14 protein-coding genes and 1 pseudogene are annotated in these 20611 nt (G+C 41.0%); 11 read left to right on the top strand and 4 right to left on the bottom strand.

Features of this window, described 5'->3' with window-relative positions; all coding sequences use genetic code 11:
- Positions 1 to 11: 11 nt before the first annotated feature.
- Positions 12 to 629: pseudogene (locus RVY80_RS10260) on the bottom strand (transposase).
- 303 nt (positions 630 to 932) lie between these two features.
- Here RVY80_RS10260 and RVY80_RS01770 point away from each other — a divergent pair.
- Positions 933 to 5282, top strand: a complete 4350-nt coding sequence (locus tag RVY80_RS01770) for an acyl-CoA dehydratase activase-related protein (RefSeq protein ID WP_317329422.1) — start codon at positions 933 to 935, stop codon at positions 5280 to 5282.
- A 122-nt stretch (positions 5283 to 5404) separates the two neighbouring features.
- Here RVY80_RS01770 and RVY80_RS01765 read toward each other — a convergent pair whose 3' ends face one another.
- From RVY80_RS01765 to RVY80_RS01755, 3 genes are all read right to left on the bottom strand, one after another.
- On the bottom strand, positions 5405 to 6604 hold the full coding sequence (locus RVY80_RS01765; RefSeq protein ID WP_317329421.1) for a multidrug effflux MFS transporter: 1200 nt from the start codon (positions 6602 to 6604) through the stop codon (positions 5405 to 5407).
- Positions 6605 to 6804: 200 nt separating this feature from the next.
- On the bottom strand, positions 6805 to 8442 hold the full coding sequence (locus RVY80_RS01760; protein ID WP_317329569.1) for an L-lactate permease: 1638 nt from the start codon (positions 8440 to 8442) through the stop codon (positions 6805 to 6807).
- A 400-nt stretch (positions 8443 to 8842) separates the two neighbouring features.
- Entirely contained in the window at positions 8843 to 9982 is a 1140-nt protein-coding gene (locus tag RVY80_RS01755; protein ID WP_317329419.1) for an Ldh family oxidoreductase, read from the bottom strand.
- Positions 9983 to 10802: 820 nt separating this feature from the next.
- Between RVY80_RS01755 and RVY80_RS01750 the strand changes: the two genes are divergently transcribed.
- The 10 genes from RVY80_RS01750 (at position 10803) to argS (ending at position 20607) form a co-directional block, all read left to right on the top strand.
- Positions 10803 to 12809, top strand: a complete 2007-nt coding sequence (locus RVY80_RS01750; RefSeq protein WP_295187324.1) for a molybdopterin-dependent oxidoreductase — start codon at positions 10803 to 10805, stop codon at positions 12807 to 12809.
- Between the two features lie 199 nt (positions 12810 to 13008).
- Complete coding sequence (gene brnQ / locus RVY80_RS01745) at positions 13009 to 14337, top strand: branched-chain amino acid transport system II carrier protein (protein WP_317329418.1); 1329 nt, start codon at positions 13009 to 13011, stop codon at positions 14335 to 14337.
- Between the two features lie 213 nt (positions 14338 to 14550).
- The gene (locus RVY80_RS01740; protein ID WP_295187330.1) at positions 14551 to 15621 is read left to right on the top strand and encodes an iron-containing alcohol dehydrogenase family protein; all 1071 of its coding nucleotides are present in this window, start codon (positions 14551 to 14553) and stop codon (positions 15619 to 15621) included.
- Between the two features lie 11 nt (positions 15622 to 15632).
- On the top strand, positions 15633 to 15875 hold the full coding sequence (locus RVY80_RS01735; protein ID WP_310746133.1) for a DUF1653 domain-containing protein: 243 nt from the start codon (positions 15633 to 15635) through the stop codon (positions 15873 to 15875).
- An 8-nt stretch (positions 15876 to 15883) separates the two neighbouring features.
- A complete protein-coding gene (locus RVY80_RS01730; RefSeq protein ID WP_295193316.1) occupies positions 15884 to 16660 on the top strand; it encodes an HAD family hydrolase in 777 nt (258 codons plus the stop codon).
- A complete protein-coding gene (locus tag RVY80_RS01725; protein WP_317329417.1) occupies positions 16617 to 17045 on the top strand; it encodes a VOC family protein in 429 nt (142 codons plus the stop codon). Before RVY80_RS01730 ends, RVY80_RS01725 begins: the two co-directional genes overlap by 44 nt.
- Before the next feature lie 199 nt (positions 17046 to 17244).
- Complete coding sequence (locus tag RVY80_RS01720; protein WP_295187341.1) at positions 17245 to 17898, top strand: peptidylprolyl isomerase; 654 nt, start codon at positions 17245 to 17247, stop codon at positions 17896 to 17898.
- Positions 17867 to 18328, top strand: coding sequence for a GIY-YIG nuclease family protein (locus RVY80_RS01715; RefSeq protein WP_310746132.1), 462 nt, complete (start codon positions 17867 to 17869; stop codon positions 18326 to 18328). The genes RVY80_RS01720 and RVY80_RS01715 overlap by 32 nt, the downstream gene beginning before the upstream one ends.
- A 109-nt stretch (positions 18329 to 18437) precedes the next feature.
- A complete protein-coding gene (locus tag RVY80_RS01710; RefSeq protein ID WP_295187344.1) occupies positions 18438 to 18920 on the top strand; it encodes a YwiB family protein in 483 nt (160 codons plus the stop codon).
- Entirely contained in the window at positions 18886 to 20607 is a 1722-nt protein-coding gene (gene argS / locus RVY80_RS01705; RefSeq protein WP_317329416.1) for an arginine--tRNA ligase, read from the top strand. The genes RVY80_RS01710 and argS overlap by 35 nt, the downstream gene beginning before the upstream one ends.
- Positions 20608 to 20611 lie beyond the last annotated feature (4 nt).

Raw genomic sequence — 20611 nt, 5'->3', positions numbered from 1 at the left:
AACCAAATAATTTAAGCTGCATAGACGGTATCTAAATAAGCTTCAAATAAATCATCAGGCGTATCATACCCAAGGGACTTTCTAGGTAATGAATTCGTATCCTCTGCAAACCAGAGAATCTGCTCAGCAGAGTAGTTTTCGATAGACTTTCCTTTAGGTACGTACTTATGGTAGGCGTGATTGATTAAGGGCGTTATACAGCGTTTTAGCACATACAAGTTCCTCTTCAGTAAACAGATTATGCTTCTTAGCATAGCCAGCACATACGTCTAATGACCAGTTAGCTTTTTTAACTTGCTCTGCAACCCAAATAGCAAATGGACTTTCAGACGTAATGCTCTGTTTACGACCAGAACGTTTTCTGTTTTCATAGTAAACGGCTTGACCTCGACTAGGTACATACTCTGTTGGTCTGCCTCGATGTGTCGTCTTAGTTGCAGTGCCACGTTTTAATTCGTAGCCCACAGTACTAGGTGAGCAATTAAGTGCTTTTGCAATCTGGCGATAAGAGTAACCTTGCTTATGGAGCGCTTTGATTTCGCATCGATCTTCAAATCTTAAGTGTTGTCCTCTTTCGCGAGGTAGGGTATTAGAGGTAGGGTATTAATGGTATTATTTAGGTAGTCCATAGTGATTGCCTCCGGTTGATTTTGTGTCGTAACTTAATTTTACCATTGATGCAATCCTATGGATCTTTTTATTTAGTTTTAGTGTTCAATTTCATTCTACAATTTACGAATTTTTTATATCCTTAATTTATTAGGAATTTTGTGCATAAATTGTATTTTAATATATACTGTCATGCATAGCAGAATATATATAAAAGTGGTAAAATGATGATTATTACTACAGTGTTCTATACATATTTATAGAGGAAAATATATGTATTTCGGAACTTTCACCGTTAAATGCGTTTGATTAGAGGGGTAACTATGCAAGGCCTATTAAGAATGGGGATCGATGTGGGGTCCACAACCGTTAAGGTTGTGTTAATTGATGAACAGGAGCAGTTCATTTATAAAAAATACATACGCCACTATGCTAATATTCTTAACACCGTTCATACCTTGTTGAAAGAAGCACAAGAGGGCTACGAAGAATGTCCAGTTCATGTGGAGATTACTGGCTCTGGTGGCATGGCTATGGCTGATAAAATAAATATTCCCTTCGTGCAGGAAGTTATCGCTGAAACGAGAGCCATTAAAAATCTATACCCTCAAACAGATGTGATCATCGAACTCGGTGGAGAGGATGCAAAGGTTACCTATCTTGGTCAAACCGCAGAGCATCGTATGAATGGTAGTTGTGCTGGTGGTACTGGTGCATTTATTGACCAAATGGCGACATTACTTCAAACTGATGCGAGTGGCCTCAATGAATTAGCATCTCATGCGGATACTTTGTATCCCATCGCGGCCCGTTGTGGCGTGTTTGCGAAAACAGACGTACAAGCGTTATTGAACCAAGGGGCATCTCACGAAAATATCGGCAAATCCGTATTCCAGGCTATTGTAAATCAGACGATAGCAGGGTTGGCATGTGGTCATAAAATTGAAGGCTATGTGGCATTTTTAGGTGGTCCGTTGACATTTCTACCAGAATTGCGCCAATGCTTTATCGATACATTGAAAATCGATGAGACTCATGTCATCATTCCGGAAAATGGAGAACTTTTTATCGCTCTTGGGGCGGCATTGATGAAAGAAGATTGCCGTCATATCACTGTGGGAGAACTAACAGAACAAATCGGTGGTTTAATTGGCATGCCTATGGAGGCTACCGATCGAGTAGAACCATTGTTCAAAACGGACTTTGATTTGGAATTGTTCCGTGCTCGTCATAATAAAGCCGTCACTCCAAAAGGCAAGATGGAGGATGCGGTAGGCCCTTGCTACCTTGGCATTGATGCGGGTTCTACTACACTCAAGGTAGTATTAATTAACGCTAATAAAGAAATTATTTTCTCTCATTATGGTCCAAACCATGGTAAACCACTAGAAAAATCCCAAGAGATTATCGCTCAAATTTATAAGGCTTTGCCAAATGCAGCATATATCGCCCAATCTGGTGTGACTGGCTATGGTGAAGCATTCTTGAAACGTGCCCTTGGCATCGATTTAGGCGAAGTGGAAACGATGGCCCATTATCGTGCAGCTCGATTCTTCTGTCCGGATGTTAGTTTCATTTTGGACATTGGCGGTCAAGATATGAAATGCTGTAAGGTGCGCGATGGCTATATTGAGGACATCGTGTTGAACGAGGCCTGCTCCTCTGGTTGTGGCTCCTTTTTAGATACCTTTGCCACATCCCTTGGGTTGCCCATTGCGGAATTTGCGAAGGAAGGTCTTCGTGCGCCATTACCTATCGACCTCGGATCTCGTTGTACCGTATTTATGAATTCCAAGGTAAAACAAGCCCAAAAAGAAGGTGCTACAGTGCCTGATATCGCGGCGGGCCTTGCCTATTCGGTCATTAAAAATGCCTTATACAAGGTGCTCAAGGTGAAAGACCCGAAAGAACTAGGAGACCATATCGTCGTACAAGGTGGTACATTTTATAATGAATCTGTACTTCGTGCCTTTGAACAGTTACTTGGCGTAGAGGTTATTCGCCCTGATACGGCTGGACTTATGGGGGCCTATGGGATGGCTCTTTTGGCAGCGGAACATGTTGAGGAATTAGCAGAATCCTACGGCGTTACAGTAGATGCGACAAATTCTAGTGCAGCAACTAATGGCGGTATGACTCACGATGGTGTGCCATATGATGGCATTATCAGAAGTGGCCTTGTGGATTTAGAGGCACTCCAACAGCTCCACGTATCTACGACGATGCGCAATTGTGGGGTGTGTAGCAACAACTGTATGCTCACCATCAATGCCTTCTCTGACGGCCGTAAATATGTAACAGGAAATCGTTGTGATCGTGGCGCCGGCGATATGATTCAAGAGAAGCATAAGACGGTGCCAAATCTTGTGGACATCAAATTGCGCCGCATTTTCGATTACTATCTTAAGAAAAATATCCCAGAATTCGAGGGAAAACTTCGCGTTGGTATCCCTCGTGTCCTCAATATGTACGAGGATTTCCCGTTCTGGTTCACATTCTTTAATAACCTCGGCTGTGAGGTGGTGCTTTCATCGGCGACGACGAAGGATCAATACAACAGTGCCCTTGATACGATTCCATCCGACACGGCGTGCTATCCAGCGAAGGCCGTTCATGGTCACATTCGTGAGCTCGCAAACAGCCAGATTGATTTCATTTGGTATCCATGCATTCAACATGGGCCGAAGGAATATAGCAAGGACAATAATTACCATTGTCCGATGGTGATTTCCTATCCGGAACTCATCAAAAATAATATGCAAGACGTGCTACAGGACATTCCGTTTGAATCCCCATTCCTTCCACTAGCGGATAAAAAATCCTTGATTCCTGCATTGGTGAAAGCCCTTGTTTTCATGGATGTGAATAAAAAGGATATCGCCAGCGCCGTTGATGCCGCATGGGCGGAACAGGATACATGGAAACATGATTATCAAGAGATGACAAAGAAGACCGTGTCTCGCCTCGTGGCGGAACAGGTGCCGACTATCGTGCTATCTGGTCGTCCGTACCATCTCGATTCTGGTATCAATCACGGCATTCCAGAGCTCATCAATTCCTTGGGTATGGCCATTCTCACAGAGGATGGGGTGGCGCCGTTGGGCCAAGCAGTGACACAATTGCGTGTTGTTGACCAATGGACCTATCACAGCCGTTTGTATCGTGCTGCGGAATTCGTGAGTCGTACAGAAGGTTTTGAAATCGTAGAACTCAACTCCTTTGGTTGCGGCCTTGATTCCATCGTAGCGGACCAAGTGAAGGATATTTTGTCCGCAAAACATAAAATCCATACAGTCCTCAAAATTGACGAAGGTACAAATCTCGGGGCTGTGACGATTCGTTTGCGTTCATTACAATCCGTGATGGAACGTAGTTTAAGGCAACATCACAATCCAGAGGCGCCAATCATTCCGATGGAGGACGTGCCTGCGGTTCCTGAATACAGTTATGATCGTGCGGTGTTTACGGACGAAATGGCGAAGGATTATAAAATCTTGGTGCCCCAAATGTCACCATTGCATTTTAGTTTGTTAGAACCAGTGCTTCGTCATGAAGGCTATGATTTTGAAATGTTGCCAGCCCCAACTCGTGAAGATATCGAGACGGGTTTGAAATATATCAACAATGATGCGTGCTATCCGGCCATCATCGTGGTGGGGCAGTTGATGTCGGCCCTATTGTCCGGCAAATACGATGTGAATAAAACGGCGGTCATCATTTCTCAAACGGGTGGCGGTTGCCGTGCTACAAACTATATCGGCTACTTGCGCAAGGCCCTTATCGATGCGGGCATCAAACAGGTGCCAATTCTATCCTTGAATGCCAGCGATATGGAACGTCAACCAGGCTTCCGCTTGTCCAAATCCTTCTTACATCGCATGATCCAAGCCGTTGTGTATGGCGACGCGTTGATGCAATGCGTATTGGCTACACGCCCTTACGAACAAGTGGCGGGTGCGGCCAATGAGCTATGTGACAAATGGGTTCAAAAACTGCGCGCCAATATTACCAAGGCGAGCCTTCGCCAATATGGCAACTATCTCAAGGAAATCATCCACGATTTCGATACGTTACCGATGGTGAAAGACACGCAAAAACCTCGTGTCGGCGTTGTCGGTGAAATTTACGTTAAATTCCATCCAAGCGCCAATAACCATATCAACGAACTCATCGAAAAAGAAGGTGGCGAAGTCGTCACCTCCGGTCTCCTTGATTTCTTCTTGTACTGCGCAATGGATAGTACTTACCGTGCTAAACATTTAGATGGTACGTGGTTATCTGGATTCTTTGGTTCCCTCGCCCGTGAGGCTCTTGAGCTATACCGTAGACCATATGCCAAAGCTGTGGCTGCGAGCAAACACTTTGATCCATTACAACGGATGACACAAGTGGCCAAAGAGGCGGCTCAATATATCGACCTCGGTAACCAATGCGGTGAAGGCTGGTTCCTTACTGGCGATATGATTGACCTCATCGAAAAAGGCGCTAAACAAGTCGTTTGTCTACAACCGTTCGGTTGCTTGCCAAACCATGTCAGTGGTAAAGGTATGGTTCGTACCTTGTCCGAGGCCTATCCAGATGTGCGCATCGCCGCCATCGACTATGACCCAGGCGCTAGTGCGGTCAATCAAGCAAATCGACTGAAGTTATTACTGTCTACTATGTTTGAGTAAGTATCGTATTGCTAGAAATAGGTATTCTTAGTATATGCAATATAAAAACCATGGTATATCTCAAAGTTGATTCATATAAGATGAATCAACTTTGAGGTATACCATGGTTTTTGGTTTTAGTATTAATGTATATTTGATTTTTCTACGACTAGTAAATAGTAACAAAGTAATGCTAATGCAGAACATAAAACCATAACAATACCCATTGGCACCCCGGTGTAACTACCACCGATGCCAACGAGTGGGGCCACGATGCCGGCACAAACGTTGGAGAAACAACCGAGGACGGCAGAGGCACTGCCTGCCATTTTCCCGTATTTTTGCATAGCCATGGCAAAGCTCGCAGAACCGAAGAGTGCTACCGTGCATACGGTGAAGAACAAAATAATAGCCGTAGGTATGAGTGGGAACTTTAAGAGCATAGCCAGTAAAAATAGAATACTACCAATACCGAGTTGGAACAAGCTAAACCGTAGTAATTGACTATCTGTGATGACATTGCTGAGACGCCCGCTAATGGCACCGGCAGCAATAATCCCGCAACTATTGATGCCAAACATGTAGCTGAATTGTTGGGCGTTAAGGCCGTAAATATTTTGATATACAAAGGACGAACCTGTGATGTAAGCGAAGAAGGCCCCAAAGGCAAAGAATTGGATTAGACTTTGTCCTAAAAATGAGGGATCGCGAAGTAATTGAGCATATACTTTAAAAGAAGTAGTGAGTCCGCCGTCAATGCGATTCTCTGGTGGCAATGTTTCCTTATAAATCATAGACCAAATCATCAAGATGGTAGAGAATATGGCGAGGATAACAAATATAACTCGCCAAGTTGTGAATAATAGTAGTTGACCACCAATGAGTGGTGCAATGACAGGGGCGAGGCCGTTGACCATCATGAGGGTGGCAAATAATTTGATTAGTGCTGGACCTTTGGCATAATCTCTGGCGATAGCCTTGGAGATAACAACGCTAAACGCACCTGTGAGGCCTTGTAGGAAGCGACCTATTAGTAATAGTTCTACACTAGGGGCTATCGCACATAGAATACTGGAGGCTACACATAATAGATTGCCGAGGATGAGAGGCATTTTGCGGCCAAACATATCGCTAATAGGACCGCCAATAAGGTTGCCGATAGCTAGACCGATGGTCATGATGCCAATGGTCATTTGAATATTTGAGGCACTAGTGTTTAATTCGCTAGGCATAATTGGTAATGCTGGCAAATATAAGTCTGTTGCTAATGGTGTGATAGCAGTGAGTAAACCTAAAAATATGATCATTGAAAATGGTACTTTTGTTTGTAATTCTTCTTTCATGAATCCTCCGAAAATAGCACTATCTTTATTGTTGCGAGGCTGTCAGCGTGGTGCTAGCGAGCAAACAATCATAATAGTACTAGAAATAATGGTACGTTTATTGTAGCACAAAAAGGTCCTAACTTTCATGGGGGAAAGTTAGGACCTTAGTCATTCTATTGAATTGTACAATTAGATAATCGGGATGAACATGATCTCGATTATTTTAACAATATTTGTTCAATAGCTGAGATGAAGTTATGACCGAAGTAGGAAATAATACCATTAGCTACGATGAAGATAATGAAGTATTTCAATACAGTTGTCATGATTACGTTAGCAGCGATGCTATCACGTAATTCTTTAGCTTTGCTGTCGTCGATTTTAGATTTGTTCGCTTCAATGTATGCTTCCAAAGCAGGTGCTACGGCACCGATGGCGATAGCGATACTTTGAGGGGAGAACATTTTGCCTGTACCAGCAGAACCGGAGTTCATAGCTGCTAGCCAAAGTGGAAGTGCTGCATAGTCTGGAGCCATCGCTTTTGCTGCATCGATTTGAAGAGGTCCAAACAATACGTTTGCATTTGTACCAGAACCAGTAAGGAACGCGCCCAACGCACCAATTAATGGAGCGAATGCAGGGTACATGTTACCAGTTGCACTAACTAATGTAGTGGCGATTTCATTAGTCATACCAGAGTATGTCATTAATTTTGCTGTCATAACAACGGAGATAATAGTCACATAAGTGAATTTCAAGTTTTTAACTGTAGTAGTTAATACTTTTAACATTTCGCCAAAACCAGCTTTTTGGATGAAACCACCGATGAAAGCGGCGATGAAAATCATGATACCAGGTGTGGCAATCCATACAAATGTGTAAGGTTTTGCACCGGCGCCTTGGTAAATTGGCACTGCTGTTTTAATAGCAGCCAAAGGTCCATTGATAGCTGGAACCAATTTGGAAGTAGCCAATAACAAGATTACAATCAAGATGAATGGCATAGCTGCTACTAGACCTTCATTAGAAGATACAGCAGGAGCACTAGTTGCTTCAACTTGGTATTCTGGATCTTTAGGAGGCATTGCTTTTGCACAAGCGATGATTACACCCATGATGATAAGGGAAGATCCCATTACAGATAATTCAGGGCCAACTGCTGCATTAATAACAAGCTCAGGAACTGCTAATGCAAGACCAGCTAATAATGTAGTCAAGAATACACCTTTTAGAGCTTTGAAGCCACCACCGATGATAGCAACTACGAAGAATGGTGCGATAATGTTAAGAATGAATAATTGCACGGAAATATAAGTGCCAAGATGAACTGGGTTAAGACCTGTTAAGGAAGCCAATGTTGTTGTTGGAATCGCAATGGAACCGAATGTTGTAGGAACGGAGTTTGCTACCAAACAAGCAATAATGGATTTCAATGGATTAAAACCTACAGCAACCATCATAGCGGCAGGAATAGCAACGGCAGTACCGAAGCCAGCCATACCTTCCATGAAAGCGCCAAAGCCCCATGCAAGTAATAATGCAAGTACACGCATATCAGATGTAACGGAAGACAACATAGTTTTGATTGTTTCCATTGCTTTTGTGTGAACCACAAGATTATACGTGAAAATAGCGGCTGTAATAACTAAAAGAATTGGCCAAATGGCAAGAGCAGCCCCTTCTAATGCACCAGAAAACATGATGCTAGGAGCTTTTGCGAATGGGAATACAGCGATAATGAAAGAACCAATAGCTGCGATACCGCAGGCTTTCCAAGCTGGAACTTTTAGGATTGCTAGGGCTACAATGAGCCATAGAATTGGTAATAAGGCTAATAAAGTAGTCATATGTGAAATCATCCTTTCACGGTAAAACAAGAATAGGTAACTTTATCCTAAATGCCTATAGGACACTTGATAGCTGCAAATTTTACATTCTAGTTTCAAGATTATATTACAAGTGGATGTAATATAAGGTAATACATAAAGATATAATAATTGCAGGACATATTGTAAGAGTCTACCTTACAGCATGACATAGATTTGAGAACATAGAAGAAAAAGTGATATAAGCATCAAAAAAATATACATCTCATGAGTTAGATGTTAACAATTATAGATTATAATATAAGAACTAACAGACATGGATGTAAATCAAGTAATAAATAAATGGGACATAAACGTGGTTTATGTCCCATTCTATTACTATACTTTGTCCTAGTTAGGGCATACTTCGTTTGATATGAAAATCAAAGGATTAGTAGTTGCCTTTGAACATTGTTTGAGGAGCTTCTGGTTTGTAGTCACCAAAGTAAGAAGCGAAGTCTAAGCCTAATTCGTTGCAAAGATCAAGTACTTCTACCATTGTACCGTTAAGTACAGGGATACCTTCAGCTTTAACTTTTGCTACGGATTCATGTTCTTTTTCGCCATGAGTGTAGATACGGTCTTGACCAGCTGCTTTAGGAGCTTCTCTTAATTCTTGTAAGAATGTGGAGAAGTGTTTTTTGATTTCTGCAGCATCACCGAAGAATGCAGGGTTGATTGCCATGAAACCGTGGCAGATGTTGGAACGACCGCCAACCATACATTTGTTAGCTGTAGCACCTTGAGACAAGATGGAGGAGAACAATTCAGCAATCATGCCGTTACCATAACCTTTATGGCCGCCAAGAACTTCTGTTGCACCACCTAATGGAAGGATACCGCCGCCTTCGTGACGGGAGATGTTACCCAATACTTCAGCAGCATCTGTGGAAGGAACACCATCTTTGTTAACTGCCCAGCCGTCTGGAGTAGCTTTGCCCATTTTGTTGTACATTTCCAATTTACCACGAGTTACTACTGTAGTGGAGCAATCGAAGAAGAAATCAACTGGATCAGCAGGTACTGTCCAAGCTAATGGGTTGGAACCAAGCATAGCTTTACGAGCATATGTAGGAACCATGATTGCTTCGGAGTTTGTACAAGAGAAACCGATTAAGCCTTGGTCACTAGCCATTTTTGCGTAGTAACCAGCGATACCATAGTGGTTGGAGTTACGAACGGATACGATACCAACACCGGAAGTTTTAGCCTTTTCGATAGCCATTTCCATAGCTTTGTGACCTAAAACTTGGCCCATGCCGTCTTTACCATCGATAACTGCAGATACTGGAGTTTCGAAAACAACTTCGCCTTTAGATTTGATGTCGATCAAGCCATTAGTGATACCTTTGTGGTAACGAACCATACGTTGCATACCATGACTTTGAATACCGAACAAGTCAGAAGTCAAAAGCACGTCTTGGATGATGTCAGCTTCTTTTTCGTCGAAACCGAATTTTTGGAATGCATCCATGCAAAGTTTTTTAAGAGTTTCATAAGGGAAAAGCACTGTGTTTTTGTTGTCCGCCATTGTTAAAACCTCTTTCTCAGTTAAAAATGTACCGGAATATAGGCAACCTAGTTAACTAACCTTTTGAAAGACTAATCCTCATATCATCTTTCATACTGTCTCATAGTTAGTTTGTAGCGTTGTATATTCTCTCAAATGACACTGTCAGTATAGCACAGAAATATACGGTGGTGAATAGATTCGGGGGCTATTCACATTACTTAATATGCATAGATGCTGGACAAATATCCATGATGAAGAGTACGTGTTTTATAAAAAACGTGATTATTACTAAAGATTGTTGGTTATGCGTTTTGGTTATAGGTTGGGTGAAAAAATGGAATATTTTTCGTATTTTTATGAAAAGCATTTAAAAAAGTCATGACATATACCATAAATAGATGTACCTAGAAATGTAGATATATATTGGGATTATTAGATAATGACATCGATAAAATTAATAACATAGATAAAAAATAGTGTATAATTACTGTATTTATATGTATCGATATTAAAGAAGATATTAAAGGAGGTTGATTATCTATTATGTAATGGTAAGTAGCCTAGAAACACGCGGTATTTTTGAAGTTTTATGAAATTTATATACAGTGTATTACTATAAGTTATACTTGGGGACCTCATAATTTTATATGATGAATATAATTAACACTTATATCGGCATATCGGTATATAAGATGTAATGAAGCCTTATAAACGGAGAAATTATTATGGAATTTGATTTTATAGTTACAGACAGAGTGTTATCGTTGTATAATATGAAACATATTATAGTTGTTAATGGCGTAGTAACATATCTAGTTTATATAAAGGTAGGTATCTTATGAAAGAAGTTACTTCTGTATGTCCCTACGATTGCCCCGATGCTTGTGGCTTGTTACTACAAGTTGAGGATGATAAGGTAGTGGGCGTAAAAGGCAATCCTAATCATACTTTCACAAGGGGGACATTATGTCCTAAAATGGTTCATTACGAAAGAACCATCCACTCCTCAGAACGTTTGACGACGCCTATGAAGCGTATTGGGAAAAAAGGCGTAGGCCCATCGGAGTTCGAACCTATTTCCTGGGATGAAGCTTTTGATACAATAGTAGAACAATTTAAAAGATCTATTGATCAATTCGGTAGTGAAAGTATCATGCGTTACTCCTATGCGGGAACGATGGGGCTCGTACAAAAGGCGGCAGCAGACTTTTTCTTTCGTCGTATCGGTTCAACTGATCAAGACCGTGGCATTTGTGCCCCAGCCAAAAAAGAAGGTTGGAAATCTGTTATGGGCGCTACATTAGCTACAAAGCCACAAGAGGCTCAGCATAGTGACCTTATTGTTTTGTGGGGGATTAATGCAGCAGCTACGGACATTCATTTCCTGCATGATGTACAAGCGGCAAAAAAGAATGGAGCTACTATTTGGGCTATTGATACTCATGAGACCTATACATTCAAATCAGCGTCGGAACATGTATTGGTGAAACCCGGCAGTGATGGTGCATTAGCGCTTGGCATGATGCATATTATGGCGCGTGAAGGTTTAGATAACAGACTATTTATTAATCAATATGTGCAAGGATATGATGACCTGGTCGCTCAAGTGTTGCCGAAATATACACCTGAGTATGTGGAATCTATTACGGGTGTCAGTCCCAAACGGTTGCATGAATTGACTCATGCTTTTGCCAAGGCGCGGGCTCCATTTATTCGGATAGGTAGTGGCCCATCTCGTTATGGTAATGGAGCGATGACAATCCGTCTTGTGGTTTGTTTGGCAGCTGTCGTGGGTGCTTATGAAAAACAAGGTGGCGGTGTTCTTACTAGTTCTGCAGGATCTAGTTTCCTTGGTGAACGTGTCATGCAACAATGGCAGATACCTACAGAAAAGAAACGTAAGATTCCGATGGTTAAGCTAGGACCTGAGTTAGCCTATAATACGGACAAGCCTATTAAATGCTTATATATTTTTTCATCAAATCCAGCGAATACCTTACCAGATCAAAATGTATTACGTAAAGGTTTAATGCGAGAAGATCTATTCACAGTTGTGCATGAACGTTTTTATACGGATACGTGTGATTATGCAGATATTATTTTACCTGCCACATCATCAGTAGAACACGATGATGTATATAATTCTTATGGACATTATTCGCTAGGGACAGGTTACCAAGCCATTTCGCCTGTAGGTGAATCAAGATCTAATTGGCAAGTCATCTCTGAATTGGCTCGTCGCATGGGGCTAGATGATGATGTGTTTAAACTTTCAGATAGAGAACTAGTGGAAATCATCGTTTCTGATGCAGATACAATTAGTGAGGATCAGAAGAAGAAAATCCTTGCTGGTGAACCTGTGGAAGCTGTATTGCCAGACAATTATAAAATGCAGTTTAAAACGGCATCTGGTAAAATTGAAATTTTGAATCCTAATGAAACACCGGCATTGCCTGATTATTTTGCGCCATACGGTGATGATGCAGAATTTTGGCTCATCAATGGAAATGACATCCGAATTTTGGACTCTAGTTTCTGCGAATTACTGGATGAAGGCAATCAAATGGACTTGCGTATGAATGATGGGGATGCGGAGCGACTCGATATTCAAGATGGTGACTGGGTAGAGATTTACAATGAACGAGGGTCTTTGCAGATTCCTGTAAGTATAAATAGACATATTCAACCTGGCACTGTAGTTACATTAGGTGTATGGTGGCAGAGACAATCTAGTGATAAACATGGTAATATAAATATAGTAACCGCTGACCGACTTACCGATAAAGGTGATGGCAGCACATTCTACGATGTGAAAGTGAACGTGCGTAAGCGATTGAATACATAAAAGGAAGCAATCAATACATATTAGGTTAGATGTAGTACGTATTTTATAACACAAAGTAGTTGGCTAGAAATCGATGATTAATTGGGGACGTCGATTCTATTATGAGAAAAAAGTGAGTTTCCTTCTATTCCTTTGAGTAGAAGTCTGATAATTGTATATGATGCTGGGCGCATCTATAAATGAAGAAAGGGAGAAACTCATGGACACGATGAAAAATCTTTCAACAAGTGCATATGCCGCAATCGGCATGATGCTCTTCGCACTATTTTTTGGAGCGGGAAATTTAATTTTTCCAGCTTCTTTAGGCCAGCAGGCTGGGGACAACGTTGGATGGGCTATTTTAGGCTTTATCTTAACAGGCGTAGGCTTGCCATTGTTAGGCGTTATTGCTATGGGCTATTCTGGTTGTAAAAATGCTGAAGAATTAGCTGGTCGCGTATCACCATTGTATGGTCGTTTATATACGGTATTATTATATTTATCTATTGGACCATTCTTTGCCATTCCTAGAACTGGGACCGTATCCTATGAAATCGCAGTAAAACCGTTCTTCAAGAATGCTGGTTCTGTGGAAGAAACCGTATTTTTAGTGGCATTCTTTGCTATTAGCTTGTGGTTGTCTATTAATCCGCATAAACTCGTTAATCGTATTGGTAAAGTATTAACACCAGCATTATTAACAGTTATTGTATTGTTGATTATTAAATCATTTATCACACCAATTGGTGGTTATTCTGTAGCACAAGGTAATTATGTAACAACTGGTTCAGCTGTTTTGCAAGGTTTTCTTGATGGTTATAATACAATGGATGCTCTCGCATCTATTTGTTTCGCCGTACTTGTTATTGACTTTGTTAAATTAGCAGGCGCTCATACAAAGGAACAAATTACATCAGCTGTAACTAAAACTGGTACAGTTGCAGTAGCTTTATTAGGTGTTGTATATATTTTTATTGCCATGATTGGCGCTACTAGCGTTGAACAATTTGGTTTATTTGATACTGGGGCCCCTGTATTAAGTCACAGCGCACAATTTTTGTTTGGTGATTTCGGTGGCATTATCTTGGGTATTATTGTACTCTTAGCATGTTTAACAACAAGTATTGGTTTGATTACCTCTTGTTCTGCATACTTTGGTACTATTTATTCTGGTATTGGCTATAAAACATATGTTGTTATCTTCTCATTAGCATCACTATTCTTTAGTATGTACGGATTGAAAACTATCATTAGTGCAGCAATTCCAGTATTGATGTTGTTATACCCATTGACTATTGTTATTATTGGATTAGCTTTGATGAATAGTCTATTTGAAGGCCGTCGTTGTGTTTATGCATGGACTATAGGCCTTACTATGATTTCTGCCTTGATGAGTGGTCTTGAGGCAGCGAGTCTTGCACCAGGATTCTTAGAATCTGTATTTAGAGATTATGTACCATTCCATATGGTAGGTATGGGTTGGATTGGCTTTGCTATTGTAGGTTTTATCATTGGTATGATTCATAAATCTATAGTGAAAGCTAAATAATTTTGAGCTTTATCCAATAGACTCAAAGGATTTATTAATTTTGACGGTTAATTAAGTACTTTTATACTTTCCTTAATTGCCATATAATTAGACCAAGTGATATAGTTAATATATAGTGGTCATAATACGTTAATTATAAAACTCCCCACTAGTTGGGGAGTTTTTTTATAAAATAGCTTTTAGAAGTAAATTTCTTGTTTTAGGAGAATATATATGAGAGAAACACATCGGTTGCCGTCCTATAGTTTTGGCGGTCATGAGGTATATGACAAGGTGCCAGAATTTACGGCCCCTTATGGTAATAAAGTGGCTATCATTGGTGGTGTTACAGCTTTGTCTGTAGCTATGCCTATTTTACGCCCTGTGTTAGACAAGGAGGGCATTGAAATCCTTGCAGAAATTCCTGGCGGTGGGGAGTGTTCGTATGAACGAGCTCGTGAAATTGCTAGTATGGATGAAGTAAAACAAGCTGATTTCATGTTTGCTGTTGGCGGCGGTAAGGTAATGGACTTGGTAAAAGTTGTAGCCATCGAATTAGAGGATAAACCATTTTTTACATTTCCTACCATTGCTGCTACTTGTGCGGCTAGTTCTGAAGCGGCAGCTGTGTATACACCAGATCATGTATTCTTTGGAATGGCATTTGTGAAACATCCACCATTGCATAATTTTATTAATGCTCAAATTTTGGTGGAAGCCCCAGAACGATATTTATGGGCTGGCATGGGCGATACCATTGCAAAGCGCTATGAAACAGAGTTTTCTTCTCGTAATCGTGAGAAAACCTACAATTCCCAATTGGGTCTCATGGTAGCACCTATGTGTGCAGAACCAATTTTGAAATATGCTGTACAGGCCATTGCTGATAATAAAGCAAAAAAACGATCCCTTGCGTTTGATGAGATGGTTATGTCCGTTGTGTTCACTACAGCTATTGTATCCGGCTCTTTGCGAGAGGACTATAATAGTAATGTAGCTCACGCTACCTGTTATGGTTGTGCTACAAATCCTGAAACGGAACATAAACATTTGCATGGGGAACTCGTATCTTACGGTGTATTGGTGCTTTTACTAGTGGATCAACAAATGGACGAATTCAATCGTTGGTACCCAGTGTATAAAGAAATTGGTTGGCCTCGCAAATTAGAGCATTTACATTTAACAAAGGATTATATTCCAAATATTATTGATAAAGCATTATCTGTTAATGATGTGGTCGTTAGTCCTTATGAAATCACCCGTGACATGATGGAACAAGCCATGTTGAAATTAGAATCCATGTAATGAGGTGTCCTATGGCGCAAACGATTGTAAAAGGTGGACTATACCGCCATTTTAAGGGTATGTATTATTATGTAATGGATATTGCAACGCATTCGGAAACAGGCGAACAATTCGTGGTGTACCAACAATTGTATGGTGAACGGAGAACTTTCATTAGACCTCTTGATATGTTTGCCAGTGATGTGGACCGTGAAAAATATCCTGATGTAGAACAACAAGAACGTTTCAAACTCATGCCAGGTCGTGAAGAATAGGAGTTATGGTGGAACAGAAATTTTTCTTTTTCGATATCGATAATACCTTGGCCATGTGGCCAGAAGGAATCATCCCTGATTCTGCACAATATTGTATTGAAGAATTAAAACGACAAGGTCATAAGGTAGCCCTTGCCACTGGTCGTATTCAAGTGGATGCATTGCGGTTTGCGGAAATGGCAAATATTACGAATGTCGTAGCTGATGGTGGTCATAGTATTACTGTAGACGGTGAATTGATTTCCATGATTGGGATGAATCGTGAACAGTGCATTAATTATTTAGAATATCTTGAAAGCTACAATATCCCGTGGGCTGTGACGGACCGCAACAAGCTGGGGCGCATCACGCCATATAAACAAATTTTAGAGTGGCATCCAGACTGGGATGTATTCAAAACGATTGTGGATCTAGACTTTGATTTCCACACTGTAGAGGAGTTTTATAAAATATATGTGTTTTTCCAAGATGGTGAAGAAGAGAAAAAAGACATCGAATGCATGACTCACAAACTCATTCGCTATGGCGAAGGTTGTGTACTCTATGAACCAATGGAAAAGGCACTCGGTGTTCGACAAATGCTAGAATACTTTGGCATGGAACAACACCAAGCCGTTGTATTCGGCGATGGCTACAATGATCTATCCATGTTCAGCCCTAATTGGCTCAATATTGCCATGGGCAATGCTCGCCCTGAGCTGAAGGCGAAGGCTGACTATGTCACTACGGATTGTAATAAAGATGGCATTTTGCATGCGTGCCGGCATTTTGGATGGGTTAAGTAGTATGAATATAAAATCTTTAGACCATTTTGTACTAACGGTCCGAAACCTTGAAAAAACATTATGGTTTTATCATGATGTGCTTGGAATGGAAATTATTACCTTTGGCCCAAATCGCAAGGCCTTGGCCTATGGTGATTCCAAAATTAATTTGCATGAGGTGGGCCGCGAATTTGAACCAAAGGCTAATCATTCTACACCTGGTTCGGCAGATTTGTGTTTTCTCACAGATACGCCATTAGAAATCGTGGTGGAGGAATTAAATAAGCATCAAGCGCCTATCGAAGAAGGTCCAGTAAAACGAACTGGTGCACAACATCCGTTGATGTCTGTTTACATACGTGATCCAGATGGTAATTTGGTGGAAATCAGCAACGAAATCATATAGGATGTTGCAATGAAAAAGTATGGGAAATTACGATGAAATTTTAGCGTGATTTCTGCCGCAAACACAAAAATATATGCTATAATAATTAAGTAAGCCGCTCATGGTTTTGAGCGGCTTATCTTTATTGTAAAAAACAAAATGAAAACGAATGATTGAAAAATTGTTTCTAGATATATAAATCGAAATGGGAGAACCTATAATGAAAAAAATTAAACGTATTTTCTCATGTGTAGCTCTTGGTCTTGCATTAATTACGGCGACTGCGTGTGGCAGTCAACAAGCAGCCGTGGATGCGAAAACAGTGAATGCTGAATCTGCTAACAAAATGCCAAACTTTACGAGTGAACCAATCGCGGATGAATATGCAGTGTTTAACACGAACTACGGGACTTTCAAAGTGCGCCTCTATGGTTCCAAAACACCAATTACAGTTAAAAATTTCGAGTACCTTGTGAAAAAAGGTTATTATGATAATTTAGTGTTCCACCGCGTTATTGAAGGGTTCATGATCCAAGGAGGAGATCCTAATGGCAATGGCACAGGTGGTCCTGGTTATGCGATTCCAGACGAATTTGTGAAAGATTTGCATTTCAACAAAATGGGCGTGTTAGCTATGGCGAACCGTGGTCCCAATACTGGAGGTTCCCAGTTCTTCATTACATTGGGTCCAACAGATTGGTTAGATAATAAACATACGATCTTTGGTGCCGTTGTACAAGGCATGGATGTGGTTGAAAAAATTGGCAAGGTGAAAACAAACCAACAAGATAAACCAGTGGAACCTGTAGTAATTAAAGGCATTACATTGGAGCCTATTACCGATGACGCAAGCCAAAACAACACGAAAAAATAAATCTCAAAGTGTTGCTCGAAAAAGTGCTGCCAAGAAAATGACAGCGTCTAAAATAGAGCCAATGAATCGAGCAACACAAAGTGAGTCACCTAAATCGTCAAAAAAACGTCAAAATAAAACTACAAAAAATATTGTAGAAGAGAAACGATATTTTACGTACATGGTACGTTGTGCAGACGACACCTTGTACACTGGTTGGACAACGGATTTACGAAGACGGATGCGCGCTCATAATGGCAAAATTAAGGGCGGTGCAAAGTACACAAAATCCCGTAGGCCTGTGAAGCTCGTTTGGTTTGATGCATTTGACATCAAGCAGGAGGCACAGTCTCGAGAATATGCTGTGAAGCAGCTTTCACGGGAGAAGAAATTAGCATTAAGTGCAAATCTCGATGACGGTGACAAGATTGACGAGGCGAATTCATTGTGAACAATGGGGCCTCGAAAATGTGAATACAAGTCATTGTAAATAATATATAAATCGAATTGTTTCTGTGGTATAATGAACTGATAATGTTATGACTGCAAAGGAGTGAATCATGAAACGCGTATTAGTGTCCGTGAAGAGCGTGCAGCGTGATATGAATGGCGAAGATACCGTGGTGGAATTGATTTCACCAGGCAGTTTTTATGAAAAAAATGGCGTGCAATATGTGCGTTATGAGGAATCCAGCGTGACGGGTTTGGATGGTGTAAAAACGACAATTAAGATCTACCCTGATTCCATCGTGTTGATGCGGACTGGGGCGGTGAATATGCGCCATCAATATATCCGTGGTCAAGAACGCGAAGCCATTTATGAAACACCGTATGGTGATATGCATATGGCGGTAAAAACACACGAATTAACCATGAATTTCCCAGAAAAGGGTACATCTGCTGAGGATGGCCTCGTTGGGTTTGTTCATTTAGGATATGACATTTCTATTCAAGGGGAATGGCAATTTTATAATCAATTAGATATTCATGTACGGGAGGATAAAGAGCATGGACATGAAAGAAATCCTGAAACAAGGAATTGAGACGGCCTTAGAAAAAACGATTGCCAGTGGGGCATTGCCAGCAGGGGAATACCCAGAAATCGTACTTGAAGTGCCTCCTCAAAAGGAATTCGGCGATTTCTCTAGTAACATTGCTATGCAATCCGCTCGCGTGGCGCGTCAAAATCCTCGTGCTATTGCTGATGCTCTTGTAGCAAACATGGACTTTGATTGGCTTGACCGTGCTGAGGTAGCTGGTGCAGGCTTCATCAATTTCTTCTTGAAATCTGACATGGTATACGATACGTTGAAAGCCATCCTAGCGGCTGGCGACAATTATGGTGTACAACCAACTCGTAGTCAAGACACAGTGCAAGTGGAATATGTGAGTGCGAATCCAACTGGTCCATTACATGTAGGCCATGGTCGTGGCGCTGCCTATGGTAGTGCATTGGTAAACTTGCTTCGTGCCGCAGGTTTCAACGTACAAGCTGAATATTACATCAATGATGCGGGTAACCAAATTGACAATATGGCGATGTCCGTAGAGGCGCGATTCCAAGAAATTCAAGGTAAACACCTTGTATTCCCTGATAAAGAAGGCAACATCGAAGGCGAAGTTGGCCCTAATGATATCGTTTTCCCAGCTAATGGGTACCGCGGTGATGACATTACGGAAACAGCCCAAGCGATTATCGATGAAAAAGGTCTTGAAACATTGAACGCTATGTCCGTTGACGATCGCGTGGCGATGTTCAAGGAAACAGCATTGCAAGAAAAATTGAAACGTTTAGAGGAAACATTGCGCAATTTCCAAGTGACATTTAACCAATGGTTCAGCGAACGTTCCTTGCATGATACAGATGAAATTAAATACGCTGTAGATGAACTTAAAAATCTCGGTGCTATCTATGAAAAGGATGGCGCGTTATGGTTGAATTCTACTAAGTACGGCGATGACAAGGACCGCGTTGTTATTCGTGATAATGGTGTTCCTACATATCTAGCAGCGGATATTGCGTACCATCGCAATAAATACGAACGAGGCTTTAAACAAATGATTAATATCTGGGGTGCTGACCATCATGGTTACGTATGCCGTGTGAAAGCTGCGATGCAGGCCTTTGACTTTGATCCAGATAAATTGGAAATCTTGTTATTACAAATGGTGGCATTGTTCCGCGATGGCGAAATGGTGAAATTATCTAAACGTACTGGCGATACAGTAACATTGGACGAATTGATTGAAGAGGTAGGTGTAGATGCATCTCGTTACTTCTTCTTGATGCGCTCCTTAGATAGCCAGCTCGATTTTGATATTAACCTTGCTAAATCTCGTAGCAATGACAATCCAGTGTATTATATTCAATATGCGCATGCGCGTATTCATAGTATTTATAATCAAGTACGTGACGCAGGCATCAAATTTGGTGAATGGGATGCAGTTGATTTCAGTCCGTTAACGAGCGAACTAGAGCTTGAGTTAATCAAAAAATTGGCTGAGTATCCAGAAGAAATCACACAATCTGCAGAGCACCGTGCACCACATCGCATTGCTCGTTACTTGTACGATTTGGCTAGTATGTTCCATTCATTCTATCGCCAAGGTCGTATTATTGGTGTGGATAGTGAATTGCAACAAGCTCGTTTGGGCTTGATCACAGCTATTGCCCTTGTACTTCGTCAAGGTTTAGGTATATTAGGTATTTCCGCTCCGGAAAAAATGTAATTGG

This window comes from Veillonella absiana, from assembly GCF_032970865.1.
Lineage (GTDB): Bacteria > Bacillota > Negativicutes > Veillonellales > Veillonellaceae > Veillonella > Veillonella absiana.
Note: the sequence above shows the minus strand (reverse complement) of the source record. Positions and strands in the feature narration are given on the sequence as shown.

Bases quoted from the DNA above. Each gene is read 5' to 3' on its own strand.
- RVY80_RS01720 (WP_295187341.1), top strand. From the start codon at position 17,245: ATGAAAAAAATTAAACGTATTTTCTCATGTGTAGCTCTTGGTCTTGCA.
- RVY80_RS01750 (WP_295187324.1), top strand. From the start codon at position 10,803: ATGAAAGAAGTTACTTCTGTATGTCCCTACGATTGCCCCGATGCTTGT.
- brnQ (WP_317329418.1), top strand. From the start codon at position 13,009: ATGGACACGATGAAAAATCTTTCAACAAGTGCATATGCCGCAATCGGC.
- RVY80_RS01710 (WP_295187344.1), top strand. From the start codon at position 18,438: ATGAAACGCGTATTAGTGTCCGTGAAGAGCGTGCAGCGTGATATGAAT.
- RVY80_RS01740 (WP_295187330.1), top strand. From the start codon at position 14,551: ATGAGAGAAACACATCGGTTGCCGTCCTATAGTTTTGGCGGTCATGAG.
- RVY80_RS01755 (WP_317329419.1), bottom strand. From the start codon at position 9,982: ATGGCGGACAACAAAAACACAGTGCTTTTCCCTTATGAAACTCTTAAA.
- RVY80_RS01735 (WP_310746133.1), top strand. From the start codon at position 15,633: ATGGCGCAAACGATTGTAAAAGGTGGACTATACCGCCATTTTAAGGGT.
- RVY80_RS01770 (WP_317329422.1), top strand. From the start codon at position 933: ATGCAAGGCCTATTAAGAATGGGGATCGATGTGGGGTCCACAACCGTT.
- RVY80_RS01715 (WP_310746132.1), top strand. From the start codon at position 17,867: ATGACGCAAGCCAAAACAACACGAAAAAATAAATCTCAAAGTGTTGCT.
- RVY80_RS01765 (WP_317329421.1), bottom strand. From the start codon at position 6,604: ATGAAAGAAGAATTACAAACAAAAGTACCATTTTCAATGATCATATTT.
- RVY80_RS01725 (WP_317329417.1), top strand. From the start codon at position 16,617: ATGGCATTTTGCATGCGTGCCGGCATTTTGGATGGGTTAAGTAGTATG.
- argS (WP_317329416.1), top strand. From the start codon at position 18,886: ATGGACATGAAAGAAATCCTGAAACAAGGAATTGAGACGGCCTTAGAA.